General features: G+C 61.4%; 18 protein-coding genes. 4 read left to right on the forward strand and 14 right to left on the reverse strand.

Features of this window, described 5'->3' with window-relative positions; genetic code table 11:
* Positions 1-8: 8 nt before the first annotated feature.
* From LGH74_RS03255 to LGH74_RS03265, 3 genes are read right to left on the reverse strand one after another with little or no spacing between them, the layout of a single operon-like run.
* The gene (locus tag LGH74_RS03255; RefSeq protein WP_226171861.1) at positions 9-335 is read right to left on the reverse strand and encodes a hypothetical protein; all 327 of its coding nucleotides are present in this window, start codon (positions 333-335) and stop codon (positions 9-11) included.
* Between the two features lie 40 nt (positions 336-375).
* Positions 376-1,002: a hypothetical protein gene (locus LGH74_RS03260; RefSeq protein ID WP_226171864.1), complete on the reverse strand. Its 627-nt coding sequence runs from the start codon at positions 1,000-1,002 to the stop codon at positions 376-378.
* 39 nt (positions 1,003-1,041) lie between these two features.
* Complete coding sequence (locus LGH74_RS03265; protein WP_226171867.1) at positions 1,042-3,498, reverse strand: hypothetical protein; 2,457 nt, start codon at positions 3,496-3,498, stop codon at positions 1,042-1,044.
* Positions 3,499-4,151: 653 nt separating this feature from the next.
* On the opposite strand from LGH74_RS03265, the gene LGH74_RS03270 reads away from it, so the two are divergent.
* Positions 4,152-4,385 (forward strand): helix-turn-helix domain-containing protein, encoded by a 234-nt coding sequence (locus LGH74_RS03270; RefSeq protein WP_226173734.1) that lies wholly within the window; start codon positions 4,152-4,154, stop codon positions 4,383-4,385.
* A gap of 86 nt (positions 4,386-4,471) precedes the next feature.
* On the opposite strand, the gene hemF is transcribed toward LGH74_RS03270, so the two are convergent.
* The 9 genes from hemF to ccoN all read right to left on the reverse strand — a co-directional run bounded on the left by hemF (position 4,472) and on the right by ccoN (position 13,044).
* A complete protein-coding gene (gene hemF / locus LGH74_RS03275; protein ID WP_226171869.1) occupies positions 4,472-5,395 on the reverse strand; it encodes an oxygen-dependent coproporphyrinogen oxidase in 924 nt (307 codons plus the stop codon).
* A gap of 45 nt (positions 5,396-5,440) precedes the next feature.
* Entirely contained in the window at positions 5,441-6,361 is a 921-nt protein-coding gene (locus LGH74_RS03280) for a universal stress protein (protein ID WP_226171871.1), read from the reverse strand.
* A 51-nt stretch (positions 6,362-6,412) separates the two neighbouring features.
* A complete protein-coding gene (locus tag LGH74_RS03285) occupies positions 6,413-7,144 on the reverse strand; it encodes a sulfite exporter TauE/SafE family protein (protein WP_226171873.1) in 732 nt (243 codons plus the stop codon).
* 74 nt (positions 7,145-7,218) lie between these two features.
* Positions 7,219-7,689, reverse strand: a complete 471-nt coding sequence (locus LGH74_RS03290; protein WP_226171875.1) for a FixH family protein — start codon at positions 7,687-7,689, stop codon at positions 7,219-7,221.
* A gap of 145 nt (positions 7,690-7,834) precedes the next feature.
* Positions 7,835-9,244 (reverse strand): cytochrome c oxidase accessory protein CcoG, encoded by a 1,410-nt coding sequence (gene ccoG / locus LGH74_RS03295; protein ID WP_226171877.1) that lies wholly within the window; start codon positions 9,242-9,244, stop codon positions 7,835-7,837.
* A 164-nt stretch (positions 9,245-9,408) separates the two neighbouring features.
* Positions 9,409-10,314, reverse strand: a complete 906-nt coding sequence (locus LGH74_RS03300) for a cbb3-type cytochrome c oxidase N-terminal domain-containing protein (protein ID WP_226171879.1) — start codon at positions 10,312-10,314, stop codon at positions 9,409-9,411.
* On the reverse strand, positions 10,311-10,607 hold the full coding sequence (locus LGH74_RS03305) for a hypothetical protein (protein WP_226171881.1): 297 nt from the start codon (positions 10,605-10,607) through the stop codon (positions 10,311-10,313). The genes LGH74_RS03300 and LGH74_RS03305 overlap by 4 nt, the downstream gene beginning before the upstream one ends.
* Positions 10,601-10,810 (reverse strand): hypothetical protein, encoded by a 210-nt coding sequence (locus LGH74_RS03310; protein WP_226171884.1) that lies wholly within the window; start codon positions 10,808-10,810, stop codon positions 10,601-10,603. Before LGH74_RS03310 ends, LGH74_RS03305 begins: the two co-directional genes overlap by 7 nt.
* Before the next feature lie 23 nt (positions 10,811-10,833).
* On the reverse strand, positions 10,834-13,044 hold the full coding sequence (ccoN, locus tag LGH74_RS03315; RefSeq protein ID WP_226171888.1) for a cytochrome-c oxidase, cbb3-type subunit I: 2,211 nt from the start codon (positions 13,042-13,044) through the stop codon (positions 10,834-10,836).
* Positions 13,045-13,256: 212 nt separating this feature from the next.
* Between ccoN and LGH74_RS03320 the strand changes: the two genes are divergently transcribed.
* Complete coding sequence (locus LGH74_RS03320; RefSeq protein ID WP_226171892.1) at positions 13,257-13,853, forward strand: TlpA family protein disulfide reductase; 597 nt, start codon at positions 13,257-13,259, stop codon at positions 13,851-13,853.
* A 106-nt stretch (positions 13,854-13,959) separates the two neighbouring features.
* Here the strand turns inward: LGH74_RS03320 and ccoS are convergent, their stop codons facing one another.
* Positions 13,960-14,109: a cbb3-type cytochrome oxidase assembly protein CcoS gene (gene ccoS, locus LGH74_RS03325; RefSeq protein ID WP_226171910.1), complete on the reverse strand. Its 150-nt coding sequence runs from the start codon at positions 14,107-14,109 to the stop codon at positions 13,960-13,962.
* An 18-nt stretch (positions 14,110-14,127) separates the two neighbouring features.
* Positions 14,128-16,563 (reverse strand): heavy metal translocating P-type ATPase, encoded by a 2,436-nt coding sequence (locus tag LGH74_RS03330; protein WP_226171913.1) that lies wholly within the window; start codon positions 16,561-16,563, stop codon positions 14,128-14,130.
* Positions 16,564-16,750: 187 nt separating this feature from the next.
* Between LGH74_RS03330 and LGH74_RS03335 the strand changes: the two genes are divergently transcribed.
* Positions 16,751-17,245, forward strand: coding sequence for a hypothetical protein (locus LGH74_RS03335; RefSeq protein WP_226171916.1), 495 nt, complete (start codon positions 16,751-16,753; stop codon positions 17,243-17,245).
* Between the two features lie 23 nt (positions 17,246-17,268).
* Positions 17,269-17,658 (forward strand): group III truncated hemoglobin, encoded by a 390-nt coding sequence (locus LGH74_RS03340; RefSeq protein ID WP_226171919.1) that lies wholly within the window; start codon positions 17,269-17,271, stop codon positions 17,656-17,658.
* Positions 17,659-17,675 lie beyond the last annotated feature (17 nt).

Below are 17,675 nucleotides of genomic sequence, written 5' to 3' on the forward strand. Positions count from 1 at the left end.
AGGAAAAACTACGGGTGGTGAGCAAACTGAGTCACTACGCCTACTCGGTACCCCGTCGTACCGCCAGCCGCCGTTTGGACCAGGTTGATATGCCAGCGGCCACCCAGGTAGTCGACGGTAATATGCGGGGTATTGTCGTTGTTGTCCTGGTGAATGCCCTTGACTACAGCAACTTCGGCGCTCTGCGCATTCACAACGGTCAGGGCTTCCAGAAGTCCTGCATCACCGGTGCCAGTGTTATCGGCGGTGCTGAGAATTGTTAATATCTGTGGCGCCGTCGCGCCGTTATTATTGGCTGGTTGCTGGTCCCAGCCAGCGGTGAAAGTAATGGGCATACTCTTCCTGGATAAAGGTGAACAGATGAAGCCGGAGCCCTTAAGCCGGCTGGTTGGGAGTAGTATCGTTCAGGACGGCGGTAATATTTGCTATAACATCCTCCTTCGCATTGATTAGGGCATCCAGCAAGTCAACCAGCGCCTGACCTTCGGGATGGGCCGCCAGTTTTTCCTTCAGAGATGCGCTAAGCAACCCCATGGCGCCGGCGAGTATATCAAATCCCGCTTCGAAATACGGAAGGTCCGCAGGAGCGGGCGTGTTTGGGTCCGGCCACTGGTCCACAACCGGCGGCTCCACAACGATCAGCGTGTCATTCTGTATGTAGGCTCTGAATGCCACGGTAATGTCGTGCAAGGCTGTATTGAGGCCAAAAAGCGCGGCTACCAAATCCTGCTTCAGATTCGGGTTGGAAATGGGAATCTTGCCATTCTCAATGAGGCCGTAAAGAGCAGTTGCCAGCCCATTCAGAATCACGAGCCCATCGTCCCACATTTCCCAAGGCTTCTTGGGGTCAGGATCGGTCGGCGCCGGGTCGGGGCTCATCGTGGTGCTAGTAGCGCTTGCTCCTGTTCCAACACTGTACACATTGGTCGTGTTGTCGTAGTTGAGCACCGGCTTCCAAACTGGATTGCCGTCTGTTGGGGTTGGGTTGACTGGAGAATTCATGGTGTTTCTTTAGTACGGTTAAGGATGAGAAAGCAGTATTTAGGCGGAAAGAGAATGGTATAAGGCTATGGTGCTTGCACCGGTTGTGGCATCCAGAAACTGATTGCTAACCGGCGCGGAGGGCGTGCCGTCTGCGGTTGGGAACGTATAGGAAACGCTATCCTGCAGCTGCAGCTGTAAGGTCTGCAGGGCGGTGCTCACGGCAGCGGAAGACTTTTGTAGCTGTGCCTCCATGGCTGCCCCCAGCACGTTGCTGGCTGCCTGCGCCGCCGTCGTCATGGCCGAAAGCGGCAGGAATTTGTTGAAGCCGGCATCAATGAGCGACTGCACAGCGGAAGCGGAGGAGGTAGCAGTCGAAACCGCTGAGTGAACGACTACTTGCAGCACCCCGCTTGCTGCGGTTTTCATCGGCGTACCGGTGCAGTTAAGTATGTTCACGATGAGCGTCAGTGGATTGATCAACGAATGAATGACCGATACCAGCTTGGTGACTTGGTCAGCGGTAGCCTGCCCTTGCTGCGACATCAGCTGGCCGTGGGTTGCTATTTCCAGCAGCGCATTGGCATAGCTTACCAGCTGGTCATCCAGTGCTTTGGTTTGCGTGTTCACGTCGCTAGCACACTGCGCAATGGTCTGCAACGTCCCCGTTAGGGCAGCACAGCGGGCATTGAGCTGCGCCTGCTTGGCATCCAGATCCGGCCCCGAGGTAGCTGTTTGCTTCACCGTTCTGGCCTGGTCGATGGAGCGGGCGAGCATCTCGGCCCCTTTGGCCCAGCCCGTCATCTTCGCAGCCGATGCCGTGAGCAGTGTTGGCGCCGGGGCCGCCGCCCCAGCCGTCTTGACTGCCGGTGCTACCGTACCGATTGCCCCATTGAGGGCCACAACGGCTTTGGTGCCAGCATCACAGAGGGAAAGCTGATCATTTAAGGCAGCGGCAAGCGGCGTCAGAACACTGCCCAGCAGCGGAAATGTATCGATTAACTTAATTAGCGCGGCGGCGGTCTGTAGCAGTATCGTAATATCACCGATTTGGTCGCCGAGTGCGCTGGCTAGTGGGGTAGTATCAGCAAACACGGCGTATTTAGCATTCAGCTGCGTTATGGCTGGGCGCACTGTGGCCATGGCTGCGTTTGTTGGATCTACGGCGGCGGCCATTGTAACCACGGGCGCCCATTGCGGCCCCAGCGGCCCCAAAGCCGGCTCGGCGACTTGTGCAAGGGCAGTGAAGCGAGCCACTGCTGCCAGGGGCAGCGGCGCAGCGAGAGCCTGCAGCTGCTGATGTATAGAAGTAAACTGCGCCGCATAAGCGGAGGGCTTTGGTGCTGGAGCAACCGGCGGTACGTAGTTTTTTGGCGGCAAAGGCCAGTTAGGTACTATGCCGACGTCGCTGCCTGCGGGAGCCGCGGCAATGGCCGCCACAAAGTCCTTGATGGCCTGGTCGCGCGCCTGATCCTGATTGACCGAATACTTGCCGAGGGCGGTTTTTATCTGTTGCCAACCACCGAGAAACGTGCTGGCGGCGCTGCCAGCGTCGTTTTTGATAACCGTGGCAAATGTGTCCAGATCCTGAATCGACACCGCATCTTCAATGTCATTGAGGATGGCGCTGATACCGAGGGCATCGGCCAGCTTTTTCCCGATTCCATCTACCAAGCTTTGGAGCCCGGTTGCCTCTAGCACTTCATTGATAACGGGCGAGAGTACCTTGTTGAAAATGCAGCTCACAGCGTCCAAAGCCCATTTTACCGGGGCTATTGCATTTTCCACCGTATCCAGCGCCGATTTAATCGGGTCCAGAATTCCCGTTACGGTTCCCAGGCTGCTGATGGCTGACGCGACATTCCCGGCATACCCAACCGTCGTCTCGATAGGTCCCGCAACGGCATCGAGTGCATCGCTAATAGGCTGGGTAACGCTTTTAACGGTCGTGATACCCGCTTCTACATCCTGCCGCAGAGTGTCGTAGGTGGTGCGTAAGCTCGTCAGCCGGGTAGCCAGGTCGGAGCCTGCCAGGGCCGTGATGAGGTTTTCTGCAATGCTGTCCAGGGCTTGCAGAATAGCCAGGGTGTTGGTGAAGATCGGGACGTAATCTGCTATGTCATCCAGGGCCTTGTCGACGTCGGCAACGCCGGCTTTGATGTCGGTAATTACGCCGTTGGCAGGAGAAACCGTATCCTGGACAAAGTCGTTGATTTGCTTAATAGCATTGCCAACCGTATCGTTGATGGTCGTACAGGCATCGGCTACGGCATCGGCAAGCTCCCCCACAATAGGTACCGGGCTGAGCCCCAGGCACACCTCCTGCACGTCAGAAATGTCCGAAGTGGCAGCATTCAAATCACTGCTAAGGGTGCTTATCTGATTCAGAAAATTGCTGACTGAGTCCAGGTCAGCGCTTATTTTGTCTACCTTTTGAGTCAGCGGCGCAGTCAAGGCGGCCAGGTTATTGGCGTCGTCGATTACAGACTGAAACGTATTACTGTCGTTGGCTGCCATTGTCATTCAGGGGATAAGCGTGTAGAAAAGGAGTGCCAGTCACTCGCCATTCACCGCCGGGGCAGTGGAGATATGGCGAAGGCGCTGGGGGTAGTGAAATAGAGTGGGCTCTTACTTGGTCGTTCGGCTGCCTGCAATGTCGTCTCTGCAGAATTCGTCGGCCCTACCTTGCATCCCGATGGTAGATGTTATGCTGTGACAAAGGAAGCGCCCGCAGCTCGGCAGCAACAGCGTAGAAAAACTGGATTTTGAAAAGCAGGTGTTTCTACCTGTGGCAGCTCGTGCAGTGGCCCGGCAGCCGCCCGCTACGAATTAGGGCAGTGGCCGCTCTACACGAAAAAGCCCCTGACCATCGGGTCAAGGGCTTTTTTGAAGTCCAGCTGGTCGTCCTGGAGCTTTTCGCGCTGACGCCTGAGGGAGCCTGGCTTCAGCTCTGCCTGAGTGCGGGCCTCTCGTTCAGCCATCGTGCCGATGCGCGTTTCAACCCGTTTTTTTGTGGTTCTGGCTGGTCAGGATTCAGTACTGGTCAGCTACATTTTGGCGGCGCCGGACTTACTATAGCCATCGTGCTTCACCAGCCCAGGGTGCGCGTTTGATTCGTGCTTTCGGCCGGCAAGCCCCTGCTGAAAAACGCGTAGGACTTTGCCGACCAGCTGACCGTTGACGTCAACCGCCTGAACCGGGCGGTGAAGGAAGTGACCGGCAAGCCCACTACGGCCCACAGTGCCGAGCGCCTCACCAGCGAAGCCAAGCTGCTACTGCACCACACCCACTGGAGCGTGGGCAACATTGCCGACCGCTTCGGCTTCGAGTATGACACCTGTTTTCACCGCTCTTTTAAGCAGCATACCGGCACCACGCCGCTCGGTTTTCGCCAGGCCGCGTGAAAAGCTAGCTTTGTTTATAAGCCAAAAACACCGCAGGCGCACCATCTGGTACGCCTGCGGTGTTTTTGGCTTGTGCCTAATGTATCCTAAACCCAGTCGATGCCCTGGCGCAGCCACTGCTGGGTAGCTGCTTCGGGCGAGTCGGGCGTGGGTACCAGGTTGTAGTGCCATTCGGCCTGGGGCGGTAGGCTCATCAGAATGCTTTCGGTGCGGCCGCCGGTTTCGAGGCCAAACTTGGTGCCCCGGTCGAAAGCCAGATTGAATTCAGCGTAGCGGCCCCGGCGCACCAGCTGCCACCGCTTTTCGCGCTCGGTGTAGGGCAGGCTGGCATTCTGGCGCATAATGGTGGCGTAGGTGCGGCCGTAGATTTCGCCCACGTCCTGCACGAAGGCAAACAGCTCCTCAAACGAGCCGTCTTTGCCTACCGTGAGCCTATCGAAGAAGATGCCGCCCACCCCCCGGGTTTCCTGGCGGTGGGGCAGGTAGAAGTACTCATCGGCCCATTGCTTGAAGCGCGGGTAGTAGCTGCCATCGTAGCGTTGGCACACGTCCTTAATCTGCGTGTGAAACCAGCGGGCCTGCACTTCGTCCACGTAAATTGGAGTCAGATCGAGGCCGCCGCCGAACCAGGCCTCGCCGTTGCCGGCCTCGAAGTAGCGCACATTCATGTGCGAAATCGGGACCATAGGGCTGCGCGGGTGCTGCACTACCGATACGCCGGTGGCGAAATACTGCGGGCTGGGCATGAGTAATTGCCGGGCGGCCTGTTCACTCATTTCGCCCCACACGGCCGAGAAGGCCACGCCGCCTTTTTCCAGCACGGCCCCGTTCTGCAGCACGCGCGTAGCACCACCGCCACCGCCTTCGTGCTGCCACGCATCTTCCTGAAACCGCACGCCGCCGCCGTCGGCCGCTTCGAGCCGATGGCAGAGCCAGTCCTGAAACTGGCGCATCCAGGATTCAACCAACAGGCGGGGGGGAGCAATAGCAGGGGCAGCGACGGTAGTCATGGTAAAAGGAAAATAAAAGCTGTTATGGAATATTCGGCTTGGAAATCAGCCCCAATGCACGGCGTGGTAATCGGGCAGCACAGCGCGTTTCTGCTCTTTCTCGAGCCGTTCGGCGCACCGGTCGCAGCAGGCTACCTGGGCCTGGCGCTCCACGGCCCGCAGTACCAGCACCGGAATTTGGGTGTGGTAGGCGCGGGTGGTGGTGTAGCACGAGTCGAAGTAGCGTAGCAGCTGGGCCTCGCTGGCGGGGGCAATGATGAGCAGCTGGGCCTGATGACGGGCACAAAACTCACTGATGCCTTCGAGTGGGGCATCGTCTTCGAGCAAATGCGTGATAATAGTGGGCCAGGTAAGCTGGGCAGCGGCCCGACCTACGGCCTGTTTCAGCGGGCGCCGCCGGGGCCGCTCAGCAGGTGAATAGAACTGCACCAACTCCAGCGGACCAGGAAAAGCGCCTTCCAGCGCCGATAAGCGGGGTAACGTGCTGCCGTTTAGCGTTGTAAAATCGGCAGTGAAAACCAAGCGGGAAGGCAGGGAGCGGCGGCCCGGCGGCACCACCAGTACGGGGCATATTACCAGCCCGGTGATGGTAGCAGCGTGGTTGCCGGGCGCGGCCTGCTGGCCGCAGTCAATGTGTTCGAGGCCCATTACTACCAAGTCGGCAGCGCAGCGGGCAGCTTCGGCTGCTGCGTGGTCGTGGAGGCAGCCGCTCAGAACACGGTAGCGGTACTGAATTCGTCGGCCATCCTGGCGGGTGAGCTGCTGGTAGCGCAGCCGCTCTACCAGGCTCCGCAGCCGCAGCTCTTGCTCGGCCAGCGCTGCTGCTTTTGCCGGCGCGCCGTCTAGCTCGGGATGGCAGTAGAGCAGCACCACTTCGGCCGGCCAGCGCACGGCCAACTTGTTGGCGTAAGCCAGCGTGTGTTCAGCCCCGGCAGTGTGGTCAATGGGAACAAGAATGGTTTTCATGAAGAGGAGCTTAACAAAGGGAAAGGGCGACAGAAAACGGCTAATTGGCTGCTACCGGCAATAATGCACCGACTGGGGCTGGTGGGCCGTGGTTTTCTCCGGCGCGTTGGAAAGCTGCGGACTCAGATAGGGAATGCCCAGCCCCAGGCCGCGCACGATAAAGAGCACGGCCAGCACCGAGGCCGCGTAGGGCACGGCCTGCCGCATGCGGGTGCGCCACACCAGCGGCACGAGGCGCCCGGTCAGGGAAAGGCCCCACATGAGCGGCAGTGTGCCCAGGCCGAAGCTGGTCATGTAGGCCGCCGCGCCCAGCACGCCCGGCGCGCTTAGGGCACCGGCCAATGCCAGGTATACCAGGCCGCAGGGCAGCAGTCCGTTCAGCACGCCCGTGAGGTACAACGCCCGCCACGAATACTGTTGAAACAGCCCGGCCAGCGTGTTTTTGACCCAGGCCAGCGGCCGGCGCAAACCAAGCAGGCCAGCCACTTGGTCGGCGTAGCGCGGGGGCAGGCCCACGAGCAGCAGAATCAGCAGGCCCGAGGCAATGGAAAGGCTTTGCTGCAGCCCGGCCAGGCGCAGGCTCTGGCCCAGCAGGCCGGCCGCCGCGCCCAGCGTGGCGTAAGTCGTGACGCGGCCCAGGTTATAGAGCAGCCGACCGCCCACGTAGCGCGCCGAAGGGGAGGCGGCATCGGCGCGGCCGGGCAGGGCCAGGGCAATAGCCCCGCACATGCCCACGCAGTGGAAGCTACCCAACAACCCAAAAACAAACCCGGCCCAGAGCATTGGCAGTAGAGAAATAACGTATCAGATTCGGCCGGCAAGTTCCGCCGCCCGGGCCGGGGCCCACATGACGAAAGTCAGTTGGCCAGAGTGATATTTCTCTCCACAAAATACGCCTGCCCGCCGGCGGTAAAGTCGAGGCGTACGCGCCAGTAGCCGGCTTGCATCTGGGCAGTGTTGATTTGCTGCATACCATTTACAGGCTGCAAAGGCAATGTGAAATCCAGCTTTTGGTCGGAGGGCCGGAAGAAGTGCAGTTGGCCCTGCACGGCCTGGCTGGCCAGTGCGGCGGGCAGCTGCAGCGTGAGGTGGCGCCGGGCGGCATCGTGCTCCAGCTGCACTGGGGCGGGCAGCGCGGCCGTGCGGGCTACGGTTTCCATGCGCTGCTGATAGCGTAGCTCCTGCTGGTAGTAGTCGGGGCTCACCAAATCGACGCTGGTGCGCATGGCCTGCTGCACCATGTAGCCGATGTAGCCGGCAAACAGCACGAAGGTCAGGATGATGGCATAGGGCCAGATGCTGCGGGTTTTGGAAGAGGAAGTTGCCATGGGAGGAGATTTTGTCGTGCGTAATCTGGCGTCCGCGCAGCCGAAGTGTCCCGCGTACTGATGTCGTCACAATAGGTTGATTACCAATGCACGCGAGATGTCTCGCGCTGCTCGACAGGACGTTCTATTTGTGATATTCTATCAGTTACTGTACCGGCCCCAGAAACTTGGTGCTGGTTTCGGCAATCAGCTCGTGGCCCGAATACAGGCCAATGCGGATTTTCTGGTTGGTGCGCCGCAGGGCGCGGCGGGGCAGCTCGGCGAAGAACACGCCTTCGGTCATGCCCTGGGCCGGCAGCGTCAGGCTGGCCGTGCCTACCAGAGCAATAGTGCCCTGAGCCGGCTCCAGCACCCGCAGCGTGAGCGGGTAGGCATGGTTGGTTTTGTTGATAACCGAGATGTTGTAAAGGTTGGTAATGGTGCCGTGGTCGGTTTTCTGAAACAGCTGCCCCGGCGTGCGCAGCACGGTAGCCGCCACGTTGGCGCGGGATACCAGCAGCCCCGTGAGGACCACCAGCAGTACGGCCAGCACCCCCGACAATACCTTCATGCGGGTCGTAAACCGGGGCTTGGTGCCGGCCGCAATGTCGTTTTCGGAGGCGTGGCGGATCAGGCCCTCGGGCAGATTCACCAGGTTCATTATCGTGTTGCAGGCGTCGATGCAGGCCGTGCAGTTGGTGCATTCCATCTGCTGAGCCCCGTTGCGAATGTCGATGCCGGTGGGGCACACCTGCACGCACTGGTTACAGTCGATACAGTCGCCGGCGGTGCGTTCTTGGTTTTTGCGCCGTTTTTCGCGCGGCTCGCCCCGCTTGTAGTCGTAGGCTACTACGAGGCTGTTTTTGTCGAGCAATACGCCCTGCAAACGGCCATACGGGCAGGCAATGGTGCAGACCTGCTCCCGAAACCGGGCAAACACGGCGTAGAACACGCCCGTGAACAAAACCATCGACGCCAGGCCGCCCAAGTGCTCGGCGGGCCGGTCCGTTACGATTTGCAGCAGCTCGTCGGTGCCGATTATGTAGGCCAGAAACGTGTTGGCAATCAAAAAGGACAACACCAGAAACAGTGCGTGCTTGGTGGTTTTGCGCCAGGTTTTGTTCCAGTCCCAGGGTGCCCGGTCGAGGGCCTTCTGCTGGGGTGCGTCGCCTTCGAGCCAGTACTCGATACGCCGAAACACCATTTCCAGAAAGATGGTCTGGGGGCAGACCCAGCCGCAGAACACGCGCCCGTAGACCACCGTGAAGATGATGATGAACAGCACGAAGGTGAGCGAGGCCAGCAGCAGGATAAAGAAATCCTGGGGCCAGAAGATCTGACCGAGGATGATAAAGCGCCGGGCCGGCAGGTTCAGCAGCAGCAAGGGCAAGCCATTGATGCGCAGCCAGGGGCCGGCAAAGAGCAGCGTCAGCAGGCCGTAGCTCAGCCACTTGCGGTAGTTATACAGCCGTCCGCCGGGCTTTTTGGGGTAGAGCCACACCCGCTTGCCGGCCGCATCCACCGTGGCAATGGTGTCGCGGAAAGACGCGGCGGGCTGGGGTTGGGTAGTGGGCATGAGTTCTGACGTGCGCCTCACCCCCTCGGCTCCCTCTCCGAAAGAGGAGAGGGGGAGCCACGGAGGCGCAGGCAATTACTTACTGGTTGTCAAAAGAGAATGGGATTTTTGTCGTCCGGCTCCCCTCTCCTTTTTCGGAGAGGGGAGCCGGGGGTGAGGCGACGTTACAGCTTAGCCATGGGCTGGCCGGGGGCTTCCTTCTCGCCCTGGGGCTCTTTGGCGCCGGCGGGCTTGGTGCCCTGCAGGCTGAGCAGGTAGGAGCTGACCTGCAGAATCTGCTTGCCGGAGAGCTTGCCTTTCCAGGCCACCATGCCTTTGCCCTGCACCCCAAACTTGATGGTCTTGTAGACGTGGTTGACCTCGCCGCCGTGCAGCCAGTACTCGTCGGTCAGGTTGGGGCCTACTTTGCCTTCGGCGTTGGCACCGTGGCAGGGCGCGCAGTTGGTCGTAAACAGGCTCTTGCCGCTGCTCAAGTCACCGGCGGCCGTCAGGGGCTGGTAGGTGGTGAGCTTGTTGGGGTCGTCGGCCTCGGCCGATACGAACAGGGCAGCCTGCTGCATTTCGGCGGCATACTCGGCGCCCTGCAATTGCCCGGCGCCGGCCAGGTGGTAGTAGCTCAGGTAGCTGATGGCAAAGACGATGGTGGCGTAGAAGCTGTACTTCCACCACGGCGGCAGGTCGTTGTCGAATTCGTGGATACCGTCGTAGTCGTGGTCCAGGATTTCGTCGCGCACCTCGCCCCGCACCAGGGTCGAGTCGCCCACGAGCAGGCCCAGCACCCGGCCGCTCCAGGTGGGGCGCACGGTGGGCAGCTCGTAGAGGCGGCGCAGCTGAGGCCGCAGGCGCACTACCAGCATAGTAGCCAGCAGCAGAATAAGCAAGATGACCAGCGCCAGAGTGCCCAGCAGAAACCAAAGCAGCAGCGTCTGCGCTTCGGAGGCGGCTGCGGGAGCGGCTGAAGCCGTTGGAATTGCTGCTTCGGCCGCCTGGGCCAGGCTGGGGCGGGCGGCCAGCAGAGCCAGAGCGACTCCTAGGCCGGCTACGCGCAAAAGTTGGGAAAGGCGGCTCATGCGGCAATGCGCTGCTGGGTTGCCGGGGTGGCGTCCATCGAGGAAGCGGCCGGCACTTCGGCCGCGGCCGTATCGTTCTGGGTAGCGTCGTGCTGCACGGCATCGGCGGCTACGGCGGCCAGGGAGGCGGCCGTCATTACCCCGAAAAGCAGCACCACGGCGGCCACGCCCCAGGCCAGCAAGCTAAGCAGGGAAGCGGGGGTGGGGCCGGTAGTAGCGGTGGTTTGGGCCGAAGCCAGATAGCTGGTGAGCAGGGCAGGAATGGTCAGCAGCAGGGTGCGTTTGGTTAGCATAGCACGTCGGAGTTAAGATGATAATTCGGGGTTTCGTCGGTGGGGTTGTCGGCCAGGGGGAGCTGGCTCATGGCATTGATGTGCTGGCGGCTGGCCACGGCCACGTAGACCAGCAAAGCCAGGAAAAACAGGAAGAAGATGGCCAGGGAAATGAGCGGATAAATCTCAATGCCCGCTATGGCTTGCAACACGTTCTTGTGCATGGTCTTGGGGAGGCTGTGAGTTGCTATTGAGCAGCTACTGCAGCTTGCTCGGGCTTTACTTTGATATCGGTGCCCAGGCGCTGGAGGTAGGCAATGAGGGCCACGATTTCCTTGTCGGTCTTTATTTCGATTTCCTCCTTTTTCAGCTCGGCCACGATGCCCTGGGCCTGGCGGCGGGCATCGGCCACGGCCTGCTGCTCGAAACCGGCGGGGTAAGGCGTGCCCAGGTCGCGGAGCACCGTAATCTTGCGCGGCAGCGTGCTGTAGTCAATGTCGTTGTCGAAAAGCCAGGGGTAGGCGGGCATAATGGAGCCGGGCGACATGCTGGTGGGGTCGAGCATGTGGTTGTAGTGCCAGGAGTGCGGGTATTTCTGGCCTACGCGGTGCAAATCGGGGCCGGTGCGCTTCGAGCCCCAGAGGAAGGGCCGGTCGTACACAAACTCGCCGGCCTTGCTGTACTCGCCGTACCGCTCGGTTTCGGAGCGGAAAGGGCGCACCATCTGGGTGTGGCAGTTGGAGCAGCCTTCCTTGATGTAGATGTCGCGGCCCTGCAATTCGAGCGAGGTGTAAGGCTTCACCGAGGCAATGGTGGGCACGTTGCTTTTCACCAAAAAGGTCGGAATCATCTCGATGGCGCCACCGATAAGAATGGCCACGGTGGCTCCCACGGCCAGCTGAAACGGCCGCCGCTCTACCCAGCGGTGCCAGTGGCCGCCCTGGGCGTGCGGGTCCTGGGCTTCGGGCACCAGGGGCGCGGCCTGGGCTTTTTCATCGGCCAGCAGGGAGCCGGCTTTGGCCGTGCGGTAGAGGTTGAACATCATCACGAACACGCCACTGAGGTAAAGCACCCCGCCGATACCGCGCAGGTAGTACATGGGCACCAGCTGAATCACGGTTTCGAGGAAGTTGGGGTATTGCAGCATGCCCTCGGCGTTGAACTGCTTCCACATTAAACCCTGGGTGAAGCCGGCCCAGTACATGGGCAGGGCGTAGAACAGGATGCCCAGCGTGCCGAGCCAGAAGTGGGTATTCGCCAATTTCTTGGAGTGCAGCGGCGTGCGGTAGAGGCGGGGCCACAGCCAATAGAGCATGCCGAAGGTCAGGAAGCCGTTCCAGCCCAGAGCCCCCACGTGCACGTGAGCCACAATCCAGTCGGTGAAGTGGGCAATGGCGTTTACGTTCTTCAGGCTGAGCATGGGCCCCTCGAAGGTGGCCATGCCGTAGGCCGTCACGGCCACCACGAAGAACTTGAGCACGGGCTCCTCGCGCACTTTGTCCCAGGCCCCGCGCAGCGTCAGCAGCCCGTTGATCATGCCGCCCCAGCTCGGGGCAATGAGCATGATGCTGAAGGCCACGCCCAGGCTTTGGGCCCAGTCGGGTAGGGCGGTGTAGAGCAAGTGGTGCGGCCCGGCCCAGATGTAGATGAAAATCAGGGACCAGAAGTGAATGATGCTCAGGCGGTAGGAATACACGGGCCGCTCGGCCGCCTTGGGCAGGAAGTAATACATCAGGCCCAGGTAGGGCGTGGTCAGGAAGAAGGCTACGGCGTTGTGGCCGTACCACCACTGCACGAGGGCATCCTGCACGCCGGCGTACAGGGAGTAGCTTTTCATGAAGCTTACCGGCACGGCCATCGAGTTGACGATGTGCAGCACGGCTACCGTGAGGAAGGTGGCAATGTAGAACCAGATGCCCACGTAAAGGTGCCGCTCGCGCCGCTTGGCAATGGTGCCGAACATATTCCAGCCAAAGACCACCCACACCAGCGTAATGGCAATGTCGATGGGCCATTCCAGCTCGGCGTATTCCTTGCTGGTAGTGAAGCCCATAGGCAGCGTGGCCACGGCCGAGAGAATAATCAGCTGCCAGCCCCAGAAGTGAATTTTGCTGAGCTTGTCGGAGAACATCCGGGCTTTGCACAGGCGCTGCAGCGAGTAATACACGCCGGTGAAGATGCCGTTGCCGACGAAGGCGAAAATGACGGCGTTGGTGTGCAGCGGGCGGATGCGGCCGAAGGTGGTGTAGGCCGTGCCCATGTTCAGCTCGGGGCGGGCCAGCTGAAAAGCCGCCAGCACGCCCACCAGCATGCCGATAATGCCCCAGATAACGGTGGCAATACCGAAGTCCCGGACGATTTTGTTGTCGTAAAAGAAAGTGTCAACGGCCCGGGCGGGAGTAGCGGGCACCAGGGGCGGGTGGGGCGCCGCCAGCGGTGGCAGTGGTTCGACTTGCATAGCCTTCAGAAGTAATTGTTTTACCTGCTCAAAGGTCCTGCGGGGCGGTTTTGGAAAAGATGACGAATGTCAGCCCCGGGCTTGATTGATGTCAGCCGCGTGGGCCAGTGACGCGGGCTCACCAGGCACTGCGTGGGCGGCTTCCGAAACCGCCGTACCTTAGTTCCTCAAGTTCACCTCTGCCCTCCGACTCCTGTTTTCACCCGCCGCCCATGAACCGTAAGTACTTATTTCAGTGGCTGCCATTCGCGCTTCTGGCCGTAGTTATGCTCACCGACCTGCGTACTCCGGTGCTGGGCACGCTGCAGCGCGGACTACTGGCCACCGGCCTCTGGCAGGCCGATGCGCCGATGCTGCCTGCCCCCGCGCCGGTAGTAGCCACGACCAATGCCGCTTACCCCCACAGCCTGCCGCTGCTGACCCTGGAGGGCAAAAGCGTGAACCTGAGCGCGCTCAAAGGCAAGGTGGTATTCGTGAATTTGTGGGCCAGCTGGTGCCCGCCCTGCGTGGCCGAAATGCCCGGCATTCATGCCCTGTATAAGAAGCTGGATCCGGCCAAAGTGGCTTTCGTCATGATTTCGCTCGACGAGAATCCGGCCAAAGCCCGCACCCTGCTCAAGCGCCGGGGCTACACGTTTCCGGTATATTTCCCCGCCGGGCCACTGCCGGCACCCTTCGATTCCAACTCCATTCCCTCCACCGTTATCCTGGGCCCCGACGGGCAGGTAGCCGCCCGCCACGACGGCATGGCCGACTACGACACTCCCGAGTTTAAAGCCGCCCTGGAAAAGCTGGCCATTGGTCAGTAGCGCGAACTTTGTAGTTCGCGTGAACCGCGCCGTTTGAATCGTTCTGCCACGCGAACTACAAAGTTCGCGCTACTGCCAGTCGGCCGCTCACTAGTTAAGAGCCAGGCTATTCCTCCGGCTCGTCGTCGAAGAGCATGCGCACCGAGGGCGTGTAGTCGTCCTCGTACTGGCCCGAGCGCACGGCCCACAGAAAGCCGCCCAGAAATGTAAGTGCCACGAGCAGGCTGATGCCGATTAACAGAAAGATGATGGTCATGGCGGAGAATAATGAAGGTTAAAGCCCGCGCCGATGGGCGGCCAGGCGTACCAGCAGCGTGGCAAATACCATGACGCTCAGGGAGCTGATGGGCATCAGAATGGCCGATACGATGGGTGTGAACTTGCCCTGCACCGCCAGCCCCAGCCCGATGCCGTTGTAGCAGAATGACAGCACGAACGTAGCCAACACGATTTGCAGGCAGTCCTGGGAAAAGCGCAGAAACGTGCTGAGCTGGCCCAGGCTGCCCGCGTCCAGAATAGCGTCGCAGGCGGGGGAGAAGTTGGTGAGCGTTTCACTCAACGCCAGGCCGGCGTCGGCGCGCTGCAACGCCCCGGCATCGTTCAGCCCGTCGCCCACCATCACCACGCGCCGGCCCTGCTGCTGCAAGGTTTCCACGTAGCGCAGCTTGTCGAGCGGCGACTGGTGAAAGCGCAGCTCGGCCCCGGGCCTAAACAGCTGGCGCAGGCGGGGCGCATCGGCATCGTTGTCGCCGGTGAGCAGCGCCAGCCGGTAGCGCGTACTCAGGTCCCGTAGCAAATCGGCCAGGTCGGCGCGGTACTCACTGCTGATGTCGTACCAGCCCATCGGCAGCCCATCCAGCGCCACGTACACCCGGGACTGCTGCGCCTCGTCCGAGGCCGCCGGCAAACCCACGCAGGCCGCCGAGCCCAGCTGCACCCCGCGGCCCGCCACTTGCCCGCGCAGGCCCAGGCCGGGCATTTCGGCGTAGTCTTCGACCGGCAGCGGCGCAGCGCCCGGCTTTGCGGCCAGGTGCTGGCTTAAGTGTTGACTTAGCGGGTGCGTCGACTGCCGGGCCAGGGCGGCTACCCGTTGCGCGTCGGCCTCACTCAGAGGCAGGCCCTGGTAGCTGACTACGGCGCGGCGCGGGTCGGTGAGGGTGCCGGTTTTGTCGAATACGAGCGTATCGGCGCGGCCCAGGGTTTCGACTACGGCCGCGTTTTTCAGATACAGCTTTTGCCGGCCCAGCACCCGCAGGGCCGCGCCCAATGCAAAGGGAGTAGCCAACGACAGCGCACAGGGACAGGCAATAACCAGCACTGAGGTGCAGGCGCGGAGGGCCATCTGCGGGTCGCGCGGGTACCAGTACGCGGCGGCGCCCAGGGCCAGGGCCAGCGTTACGGCCACGAAGTAGCGGCCTACGTGGTTGGCATAGGTTTCGAGCGTGGGCTTGCCTTCCTTCTGAAAGGCGGGGTTGTTCCAGAGCTGGGTGAGGTAGCCCTGCGACACCTCGCGCACCACTTCCAGCTCCACGGCCTGGCCCACCTGCCGCCCGCCGGCATACACGATTTCTCCCGCTTCCTTCGCCACCGGCACACTCTCGCCCGACACGAAGCTGTAGTCAATCTGCCCCTGGCCGCGCAGCAGCACAGCATCGGCCGGAATGATTTCCTGGTGCCGTACCCGGATGCGCTGCCCCGCCCGCAGCTCCCGCACCGGCACCGACTGCTCGGCGCCGTCCTTGGTCAGCACGGTTACGGCCACGGGAAAGTAGGACGTGAAGTCCCGGTCGAAGCGCAGCGCATCGTAGGTGCGCTGCTGCACCCATTTGCCGATGAGCATGAAAAACACGAGGCCCGTAAACGAGTCGAAGTAGCCCGGCCCGCGCTGGGTCACGATTTCAAAGACGCTGGTAACAAAAAGGGCAGTCAGGCCCAGGCTGATGGGAAAGTCGAGGTTGATGTAGCGCTGCCGCAGCCCCTGCCAGGCCGAGCGGTAAAAGTCGCGGGCACTGACCAGCAGCACCGGTAAGGCCAGCAGCAGACTCAGCCAGCCAAAGAAGCGGCCAAACAACGCCTGAAGCTGCTCGGTGAAGGAAAAGTACTCGGGCAAAGCCAGCAGCATCACGTTGCCGAAGGCAAAAGCAGCCAGCCCCAGCTGGTAATACAAACGGCGGCTGCCGTGGTGGGGCTGGGCGCCCAGCTCGGCCAGCGTAATCTGGGGCTCGTAGCCCACGGAAGCCAGCAGCTGCACCACTTCCCGCAGGCTGGTGGCGCTGGGCTGGTAGCTAACCGTCAGCTCTTTGCGCAGGAAGTTGACCCGCGAGGTTGAGATGCCGGGGTTGAGCTTAAACAGATTTTCGAGCAGCCAGATGCAGGAGGCGCAGTGCATCTGCGGGATGGTGAGCGTGAGCCGACAGAGCGTGGGCGACTGAAAGGCCAGCAGCTGGCTTTGCACCGATTCCAGGTCGAGGTAGTCGAAGCGGCCGGGCAGCTCCACATCCTTTACTTTCTGGCCGGGCTGCTCGTCGAGGCGGTAGTAGGTGCACAGGTTGCTGGCATCGAGCAGTTCGTACACGGCCCGGCAGCCCTGGCAGCAAAAGTGCAGCGCGGGCCGGGCCGCCAGCTGGATGGGCTCAGCGGGGCACTCGTCGCCGCAGTGGGAGCAGGCCAGGTGGGTGAGCGGCGGGGCAGGAGCAGGGGCAAGGGACATGGGCAGGCCAGACGAATGGAAACCCAAAGCTCCGACCCCGGCCCCGCCGAAAAGCTGACGAATGTCAGCCCCGGGCTTGATTCATCTCAGCCGGAAGTCCGGACCCGAACCCGCATCTTTGCCGTGTTGTTCCGTAGCAGCCGGGCCGACGCTGCTGTTGGTCCGGTCTGCTTTTTTGCTTGTTGCCATGTCCCGTTTCTCGCCCGTTGGCTCGTTACTGCTGGTGCTGGCCCTGTTTGTGTGGGCCGGGCTGGTAGCCGGTATTTCCTTTCTGGAAGCCCCGCTCAAGTTTACCGCGCCCCACATTACGGTGGCGCTGGGTTTGGGCATCGGCCGCATCGTGTTTGCGGCCCTCAACAAAGTAGAGCTACTGCTGGCTACGCTGGCCGTAGTCAGTGCGTTTTACCTGCGCGTGCCGGCCCACATTGCCACCACGCTGGGCTTGCTGGGTACTATTCTGCTGCTGCAAACCTTCTGGCTGCTGCCTGCCCTCGACGTGCGCGCCCTAGCACTGCTGGCCGGCCACCCGGCCCCGCCCAGCTCCCTGCATATGGTCTACATCGGCCTGGAAGTCGTGAAGCTGCTCACGCTGCTGCTCACCGGCACCTGGGCGTTTCGGTGGGCATTGCTGGCCGCTAAGGGGCAGCTGCTCAAGCGCCGTGCCGGGCAGCTGGCCGCCTGATTCTCTACCTGTTCGTTCTTCCAATGACTGTTACCCGTCCCGATATTCAAACCGAAGCCGACGTGCAGCGGCTCGTGGATACCTTCTACCGCAAAGTAAACCAGGACGACCTGCTCGACCCGGTTTTCAACGGCTTTGCTCACGTCGACTGGGCCCGGCACCTGCCCATTATGTACGATTTCTGGAGCAGCCTGCTGCTGGGTACCTCGCGCTACAGCGGCCGGCCTTTCCCCAAGCACCTGCCCCTGCCCGTCGATGCCGCGCACTTTACCCGCTGGATGCAGCTTTTCGAGGCCACCGTAGATGAGCTTTTCGCCGGCCCCGTGGCCGACACGGCCAAAGTGCGCGCCCTGAATATTGCCACCATGTTTGAGTACCGCCTGCGCAAGCGCGACCCGCTGTCGTTGCTGTAAAAGGCATTTTCGGTACC

This window comes from Hymenobacter lucidus, from assembly GCF_020447265.1.
Classification (GTDB): Bacteria; Bacteroidota; Bacteroidia; order Cytophagales; family Hymenobacteraceae; genus Hymenobacter; species Hymenobacter lucidus.

What these genes read in the sequence shown, in the direction of transcription:
- LGH74_RS03260 (WP_226171864.1), bottom strand. Translation starts at nt 1,002, where the DNA reads ATGAATTCTCCAGTCAACCCAACCCCAACAGACGGCAATCCAGTTTGG.
- ccoS (WP_226171910.1), bottom strand. Translation starts at nt 14,109, where the DNA reads ATGACCATCATCTTTCTGTTAATCGGCATCAGCCTGCTCGTGGCACTT.
- LGH74_RS03335 (WP_226171916.1), top strand. Translation starts at nt 16,751, where the DNA reads ATGTCCCGTTTCTCGCCCGTTGGCTCGTTACTGCTGGTGCTGGCCCTG.
- LGH74_RS03340 (WP_226171919.1), top strand. Translation starts at nt 17,269, where the DNA reads ATGACTGTTACCCGTCCCGATATTCAAACCGAAGCCGACGTGCAGCGG.
- LGH74_RS03305 (WP_226171881.1), bottom strand. Translation starts at nt 10,607, where the DNA reads ATGCTAACCAAACGCACCCTGCTGCTGACCATTCCTGCCCTGCTCACC.
- ccoG (WP_226171877.1), bottom strand. Translation starts at nt 9,244, where the DNA reads ATGCCCACTACCCAACCCCAGCCCGCCGCGTCTTTCCGCGACACCATT.
- LGH74_RS03285 (WP_226171873.1), bottom strand. Translation starts at nt 7,144, where the DNA reads ATGCTCTGGGCCGGGTTTGTTTTTGGGTTGTTGGGTAGCTTCCACTGC.
- LGH74_RS03330 (WP_226171913.1), bottom strand. Translation starts at nt 16,563, where the DNA reads ATGTCCCTTGCCCCTGCTCCTGCCCCGCCGCTCACCCACCTGGCCTGC.
- hemF (WP_226171869.1), bottom strand. Translation starts at nt 5,395, where the DNA reads ATGACTACCGTCGCTGCCCCTGCTATTGCTCCCCCCCGCCTGTTGGTT.
- LGH74_RS03265 (WP_226171867.1), bottom strand. Translation starts at nt 3,498, where the DNA reads ATGGCAGCCAACGACAGTAATACGTTTCAGTCTGTAATCGACGACGCC.
- LGH74_RS03290 (WP_226171875.1), bottom strand. Translation starts at nt 7,689, where the DNA reads ATGGCAACTTCCTCTTCCAAAACCCGCAGCATCTGGCCCTATGCCATC.
- LGH74_RS03320 (WP_226171892.1), top strand. Translation starts at nt 13,257, where the DNA reads ATGAACCGTAAGTACTTATTTCAGTGGCTGCCATTCGCGCTTCTGGCC.
- LGH74_RS03280 (WP_226171871.1), bottom strand. Translation starts at nt 6,361, where the DNA reads ATGAAAACCATTCTTGTTCCCATTGACCACACTGCCGGGGCTGAACAC.
- LGH74_RS03255 (WP_226171861.1), bottom strand. Translation starts at nt 335, where the DNA reads ATGCCCATTACTTTCACCGCTGGCTGGGACCAGCAACCAGCCAATAAT.
- LGH74_RS03300 (WP_226171879.1), bottom strand. Translation starts at nt 10,314, where the DNA reads ATGAGCCGCCTTTCCCAACTTTTGCGCGTAGCCGGCCTAGGAGTCGCT.
- ccoN (WP_226171888.1), bottom strand. Translation starts at nt 13,044, where the DNA reads ATGCAAGTCGAACCACTGCCACCGCTGGCGGCGCCCCACCCGCCCCTG.
- LGH74_RS03310 (WP_226171884.1), bottom strand. Translation starts at nt 10,810, where the DNA reads ATGCACAAGAACGTGTTGCAAGCCATAGCGGGCATTGAGATTTATCCG.